The sequence below is a fragment of the Ideonella azotifigens genome (assembly GCF_006519715.1).
Classification (GTDB): Bacteria; Pseudomonadota; Gammaproteobacteria; order Burkholderiales; family Burkholderiaceae_C; genus Ideonella; species Ideonella azotifigens.
On the sequence record NZ_VIDT01000288.1, the window covers coordinates 1 to 6607 of the forward strand.

Annotated in this window: 8 protein-coding genes; 7 read left to right on the plus strand and 1 reads right to left on the minus strand. The window is 66.1% G+C overall.

Annotation, left to right across the window (positions count from 1 at the left end; translation table 11 throughout):
* Positions 1 to 1176, minus strand: a 1176-nt coding sequence (gene xseA, locus FKP22_RS17065; RefSeq protein ID WP_233446867.1) for an exodeoxyribonuclease VII large subunit, incomplete at its 3' end; no start/stop codon positions are given.
* 392 nt (positions 1177 to 1568) lie between these two features.
* Here xseA and FKP22_RS17070 point away from each other — a divergent pair.
* From FKP22_RS17070 to FKP22_RS17100, 7 genes are all read left to right on the plus strand, one after another.
* Positions 1569 to 2201, plus strand: a complete 633-nt coding sequence (locus FKP22_RS17070) for a MotA/TolQ/ExbB proton channel family protein (protein ID WP_141288654.1) — start codon at positions 1569 to 1571, stop codon at positions 2199 to 2201.
* Between the two features lie 12 nt (positions 2202 to 2213).
* The gene (locus FKP22_RS17075) at positions 2214 to 2654 is read left to right on the plus strand and encodes an ExbD/TolR family protein (protein ID WP_141288655.1); all 441 of its coding nucleotides are present in this window, start codon (positions 2214 to 2216) and stop codon (positions 2652 to 2654) included.
* 67 nt (positions 2655 to 2721) lie between these two features.
* Entirely contained in the window at positions 2722 to 3777 is a 1056-nt protein-coding gene (gene lpxK / locus FKP22_RS17080; RefSeq protein WP_141288657.1) for a tetraacyldisaccharide 4'-kinase, read from the plus strand.
* Complete coding sequence (locus tag FKP22_RS17085; protein ID WP_141288659.1) at positions 3767 to 3958, plus strand: Trm112 family protein; 192 nt, start codon at positions 3767 to 3769, stop codon at positions 3956 to 3958. The genes lpxK and FKP22_RS17085 overlap by 11 nt, the downstream gene beginning before the upstream one ends.
* The gene (kdsB, locus tag FKP22_RS17090; RefSeq protein WP_141288661.1) at positions 3955 to 4728 is read left to right on the plus strand and encodes a 3-deoxy-manno-octulosonate cytidylyltransferase; all 774 of its coding nucleotides are present in this window, start codon (positions 3955 to 3957) and stop codon (positions 4726 to 4728) included. Before FKP22_RS17085 ends, kdsB begins: the two co-directional genes overlap by 4 nt.
* 159 nt (positions 4729 to 4887) lie before the next feature.
* A complete protein-coding gene (gene adk / locus FKP22_RS17095; protein ID WP_141288663.1) occupies positions 4888 to 5541 on the plus strand; it encodes an adenylate kinase in 654 nt (217 codons plus the stop codon).
* Between the two features lie 212 nt (positions 5542 to 5753).
* Positions 5754 to 6515 (plus strand): 3-hydroxyacyl-CoA dehydrogenase, encoded by a 762-nt coding sequence (locus FKP22_RS17100; protein ID WP_141288665.1) that lies wholly within the window; start codon positions 5754 to 5756, stop codon positions 6513 to 6515.
* Positions 6516 to 6607 lie beyond the last annotated feature (92 nt).

Genomic DNA, 6607 nt, shown 5'->3' on the forward strand with positions numbered 1-6607 from the left:
CAGCGCCTGCAGCCTGGCGGCCCTGGCTTCCAGGGCCTGGTGCTGGCGCGACCACTGGGCCGGCAGCGCACGCAGCAGCCTGCCGGCCAACTGATCGGTGCGCACCTGCGCCTGTCGCAGTGCATGCCGCACGGCCTGCACCTGCCGCTGCGCCAGGTGCTGCAGCCGGTGGGTCTGAACCCCCAGCAATCTTGCAGGTTGCTGCAGGCGCAGGGCGAACTGGTCCAGCCGCTGCGCATGGTTGTCCAGGCGCTGATGCACCCGCCTGGCCATGCGCTGCTGCCGTGTCTGCAGTGCGGACAGCAAGTCGTCTCGGGCCGGTGACGCCAGTTCGGCCGCGGCCGTTGGCGTGGGTGCGCGCAGGTCGGCAGCCAGGTCGGCAAGCGTCACATCGGTCTCGTGGCCCACGCCGCAGACCACGGGCAAAGCAGAGTCCGCCACCGCTCGCACGACACGTTCGTCGTTGAACGCCCACAGGTCTTCCAGCGAACCACCGCCGCGGCACAACAGCAGCACCTGCACCTCTGCACGACGGTTGGCCAGCGCCAGGGCAGCAGCCACCGCAGCGGGAGCTTCCGTGCCCTGCACCAGGGTCGGGTAGACGATGACCTCGACGTGCGCGGCGCGGCGGTGCAGCGTGGTCAGCACGTCATGCAGGGCCGCGCCCGCGAGCGAGGTGACGATGCCCAGCCGGCTTGGATGGCCAGGCAGGACACGCTTGCGTTCGGCGGCAAACAGCCCGGCCGCTTCCAGCCTGGCCTTCAACCGCAGGAATTCTTCGTAAAGCGCGCCCGCACCAACGCGGCGCATGCTCTCGACCACCATTTGCAGTTCGCCCCGGGCTTCATACACCGCCAGGCGGCCGCGAAGTTCGACTTGCTGGCCGTCCTGCGGATTGAAATCCAGCATGCCTGCACTGCGGCGAAACATGGCACAGCGAATGCCGGCCGTGGCGCCATTGGCATCCTTCAGCGTGAAGTAGCAGTGGCCACTGCTGGCCCGCGTGTAGCCGGACAACTCACCCTGCACAGCCACCGCGCCGAAGCGTGCCGCCAAGGCGTCGCCAACGGCCAGCAACAGGCTGCCAACCGTCCATACCGGCCCGCCAATGCCGCGGTTTCGTGAGTCCGAGGCCGCAGCCGGGGCGCCCTGCCGGAAGTCTCCGTCACTCGCCACGGCGCGTCCCACGCTGGTGCATTCGCGGGCAGATATCCACGTCACCGCGCTTCCGCGCCTTGGTGGCCGCCGGGCCGTCATCAAACAGAAATATCGTCGCAAGCATATGATTTGACTGAATAAAACGCTGCCGTATTTTTCAGCACCGCAAGCCTCGGCCCGGAAAATGAGGCCTCCCGGGCCATTGAACCCCTGGTTACCCACAAAGTTGTCCACAGAAAATGTGGACGACTTTCGGCACGGAAGATGCCTGCCAATGGGCGGCCGTCACAGCTGGAAACGTCTTGCGCTGCGACTCCGCAACAGGCGGCGAAGGGCGGCCGGTCAGGCGGTGGCTTCAGTTCATAATGCCGCCAACTTTTTCCCCCAAGGCCTTTGCGCCAGAGGACCTCTTGCTGTCGATCATACAAGCCGCTGGCTGGCCGATTTGGCCGCTGATCCTGTGCTCCGTTGCGGCCCTTGCGCTGGTGCTGGAGCGCCTCAGTTCCTTGCGACGCGCCCGCGTGGCGCCCGACGGCCTGATTGATGAAGTCATCACCGTGGCCCGCCAGGGCACGCCGTCGAGCGACATGTTGCAGAAGCTGGCCGACAACTCGCTGCTGGGCGCCGTGCTGGCCGCGGGCCTGAAGACTGCAGCGCTCGAGCCGCGCATCAGCGAGGCGCCGCTGCGCCAGGCGCTGGAGACCGCCGGCAGCACCGCGGCGCACCGCATGGAGCGCTACCTGAATGCCTTGTCGACCATCGCCTCGGTCGCACCGCTGCTGGGCCTGCTGGGCACCGTCATCGGCATGATCGAGATCTTCGGTGCGCAGGCTCCGGGCTCGGGTACCAACCCGGCCCAGCTGGCACATGGCATCTCGGTGGCGCTGTACAACACGGCCTTCGGCCTGATCGTTGCCATTCCTTCGCTGATGGCACACCGCTACTTCCGTACCCGGATTGCCGACTACCTGCACGACATGGAGCAAGCCTCTGAGCGGCTGCTGCAGCAACTGCTGCGCATGCCGCTGCGGGCGGCGCACTGAGGCCGGGCCGCGATGAAGTTCCGCCGTCCGCCCTCCGATGAGCCTGAGATCAACCTGATCCCGTTCATCGATGTCCTGCTGGTGGTGCTGATCTTTGTGATGCTGTCCACCACCTACTCGAAATTCACCGAGTTGCAGATCAACCTGCCCACGGCGAATGCCGACGCGGTGCGCGACCGGCCGGCCGAAATCCTGGTGGCCGTGTCGGCTGACGGGCGCTACAGCGTCGACGGTCAGACGGTTGAAGGTCGGAGCATCGAGCTGCTGGCCGCTGCGCTGCGCGCCAGCGCCACGGAGCGCAAGGAGCCGTTCGTGATCATCTCGGCCGACGCCGCAACCGCGCATCAGTCGGTGATCAACGTGCTCGACGCCGCCCGCCGCGTCGGCCTGGTGCGGGTGACGTTTGCCGCGCAACTGCCTGCAGGCAGCACCGCGCCTGCGGCAGCGCAGTGACAGTGCTGACCGGCAACCGGTCGGGCCGCTCGGCAGCGTTGGGATCAAACCGGCCAGGTCCGCAGAAGTGAACAAGCTTCTCCACCGGGCGGCTGCCACGCTGCAGCAGCACTGGTGGCACCCGCGGCCCAGCTGGCTGGCGCTGGCCTTGTTGCCGCTGGCGGGCTTGTACCTGTTGTTGGCCGGGCTGAACCGACTGAGCTGGCAACTGCGCAAGCGCCCTGCACTGCCGGTGCCGGTGGTCGTTGTGGGCAACCTGATCGTCGGCGGCGCCGGCAAGACGCCGACCACGATTGCGCTTGTGCAATGGCTGCAGTCGCAGGGCTGGCAGCCTGGCATCGTCTCGCGCGGCTATGGCCGTGCGGATGCTGAGTTGCGGCTGGTCACAGCAGAAACACCGGCCCGTCTCGTGGGCGATGAGCCGCTGCTGATGCACCTGCGAACTGGGGCACCGGTGGCTGTGGCACGTGACCGTGTGGCCGCAGCACTGGCCTTGCTGGCGGCGCATCCCGCGGTCAACCTGATCGTCTCCGACGATGGGCTGCAGCACTGGCGTTTGCAGCATGACCTGAGCCTGATCGTGTTCGACGGCCGCGGTGCCGGCAATCGTCTGCTGCTGCCTGCCGGCCCATTGCGCCAGCGTTTGCCGCGCCACCTGCCACCCCGCAGCTGGGTGGTCTACAACGCGGACGCACCGACCACGCCGCTGCCCGGTGGCTGCGCGCGCCGCGGCCTTGGCGGTGCGGTGGCCTTGTCGGACTGGTGGCAGGGCGCCGGGGGCTCGATGGCGACCTTGGCGCACCTGCGCGCAAAGTCAGAGGAGAACCCGCTCCTGGCTGCGGCCGGCATTGCCTCGCCGTCCCGCTTCTTCGACATGCTGCGTGCAGCTGGCCTGCGACTGCGCGAGTTGCCACTGCCCGACCACGCGGACCTCGCCGCCCTGCCCTGGCCCACCAACGAGCCTGATGTGCTGTTGACCGAAAAGGATGCCGCGAAGCTGCCTCCGGGCAGCACCGGCAACACGTGTGCCTGGGTCGTCACGCTAGACTTTGAACTTCCTGCCATGCTGACCGACGCGCTGCGCTCGGCGCTGGCCTCTTTGATTGCTGACCATGACCGCTGATCACCGCCTGCTCGACATGCTGGTTTGCCCTGTGTGCAAAGGGCCGTTGACACTGAACCGCGACGCGCAATTCCGCCCCCATGAATTGGTGTGCGCCGCCGACAGGTTGGCATTTCCCGTGCGCGATGGCATCCCGGTGATGCTGGAGAACGAGGCGCGGGCCTTGCCTGCCGAGGAGTGAAGCCGGTGGCCGCGTTTTCAGTGCTGATCCCGGCCCGGCTGGCTTCGACTCGCTTGCCCAACAAGCCACTGGCCGACATTGGCGGCAAACCCATGGTGGTGCGGGTGGCCGAACGCGCCGCCCAGTCGGGCGCCAGCCAGGTGGTCGTCGCGGCGGACGACGCCAGCATCGTGCAGGCCTGCGAAGCGCATGGCGTGCGCGCATTGCTCACGCGGGTCGACCACGCCAGTGGCAGTGATCGCCTCGCCGAGGCTTGCGAACTGCTCGGGCTGGACGGTGATGCACTGGTGGTCAATGTCCAGGGCGACGAACCCTTGATCGACCCGGCACTGGTCGCCGCTTGCGCCCAGTTGCTGGAGCAGCGCACCGAATGCGCGGTCGCCACGGCGGCGCACGCGCTGTTGTCGGAGGAAGAGTTCCGCAATCCGAACGTGGTGAAGGTCGTGCTGGACCAGGCCGGCCGTGCACTGTATTTCAGTCGGGCCTGCGTGCCGTGGTGGCGCGATGGCGCTCGCGACGGCTTGGCTGGCTTGCCTGCGGCAGGCACGCCGGCGCTGAGGCATATCGGGCTGTATGCGTACCGCGCCGGCTACCTGCGGCGCTTCCCCGGGCTGGCCGCTTCTCCGCTGGAGCAACTGGAATCGCTTGAGCAGCTCCGCGTGCTGTGGCACGGCGACCGCATTGCGGTGTTCGAGGCCGCTTCGGCACCCGCACCCGGCGTGGACACGGCAGAGGACCTGGCGCGCGTTCGGGCACTTTTCGCCGCTTGATTTTCGGGGTAGCCCCCTAGGTCTTTGCCAGCCCCGTGTCAGGCTCCCGCAGGGGTGCCCATGCTATCCTGCGCCCAACCACGCCCCGTGCCCGCGCCCTTGCCGAGCACGGGAGGCCGCCTGCAGCGGCCAGCAAGAATCATGAAAAGAGGCAACTCAATGCGTATCATTCTTTTGGGGGCGCCGGGCGCCGGTAAGGGCACTCAAGCAAAGTTCATTTGCGACAAGTTCGGCATCCCGCAGATCTCGACCGGCGACATGCTTCGTGCGGCAGTCAAGGCAGGCAGCGAACTCGGCGTCGCAGCCAAGAAGGTCATGGACGCCGGCGGCTTGGTCAGCGACGAGATCATCATTGGCCTGGTCAAGGAGCGCATCACACAGCCCGACTGTGCCAACGGCTTCCTGTTCGACGGTTTCCCCCGCACCATTCCGCAGGCTGATGCAATGAAGGCCGCGGGCGTCAAGCTGGACCTGGTGCTGGAGATCGACGTGCCGGACGAAGCCATCATCGAGCGCATGAGTGGTCGCCGTGTGCACGTGGCCTCGGGCCGCACCTATCACCTGCGCTTCAACCCGCCGAAGGTCGACGGCAAGGACGACGTCACCGGTGAGGAGCTGGTGCAGCGCAAGGACGACGAAGAAGCCACTGTGCGCACTCGCCTGGAGGTCTACCAGGCCCAGACCCGTCCGTTGGTCGACTACTACAGCCAATGGGCGCAGACAGGCGACCCCCAAGCCCCCCGCTACGCCAAGATCGCCGGCGTCGGGACGGTGGATGAGATCACCGCGCGTGCGCTGGAAGCGCTGGGCTGAGCCACTGACCAGCGCGGCAACTGTGCGCTCGTTGTTGCTGCATTGCAGCAACCCAGCAAGCCGCCTTTGGGCGGCTTTTTGCTGCGCGCTCAATCCGTGGACACTTTGGCCGCTTGGCTCCCAGGAAAGCCAGCAATTTCCAAGCACCGCCGTTGACGCACAATTGACGTTTACGTCAACGTTAACCAACTCAGACCACAAGGGGACTCTTCATGGAGATTGCAGGCAAGGTATTCATCGTCACTGGCGGTGCTTCCGGCCTCGGCGAAGGCACCGCGCGCATGCTGACGCGCGAAGGCGCGAAGGTCGTGATCGCTGATTTGCAGGAAGACAAAGGCCGGGCCGTGGCCGCCGAATTGGGCGGTGTTTTCGTGCGCTGCGATGTCAGCCAGGAGGCAGATGGCCAAGCGGTTGTCACTGCGGCGCAGCAACTTGGCAAGCTGATGGGCTTGATCAACTGCGCGGGTATCGCCCCTGCGGTAAAGACCGTAGGCAAGGACGGGGCTCATCCGCTGGCCGTCTTCAGCAAGACCGTCACCGTCAACCTGATCGGCAGCTTCAACATGATTCGCCTGGCCGCCGAAGCCATGGCCAAGAACGAACCCGAGGCCGCAACCGGCGAACGCGGCGTGCTGATCAGTACCGCCAGCGTCGCCGCATACGACGGGCAGATGGGCCAAGCCGCCTACTCAGCCAGCAAAGGTGGCGTGGTCGGCATGACCCTGCCGATTGCCCGGGATCTGGCCCGCAATGGCATTCGCAACATGACCATTGCCCCAGGAATCTTCGGCACGCCAATGTTGTTTGGCATGCCAAAGGAAGTGCAGGATGCGCTGGCAGCGAATGTGCCGTTCCCTAGCCGTTTGGGAACGCCGGCTGACTATTCGAAGCTGGTTCAGCAAATCATTACGAATGAGATGTTAAATGGGGAGGTGATTCGGCTGGATGGGGCGATTCGGTTGGCACCGAAATAAAAGTCGAGCCAGATTGGTATCGTCACTTGTAAGCGGTCAATAAACCGCGTCCTTGCCCCTGCGGCAATGGCGAGGCAGGCGCCGCTCAGTCT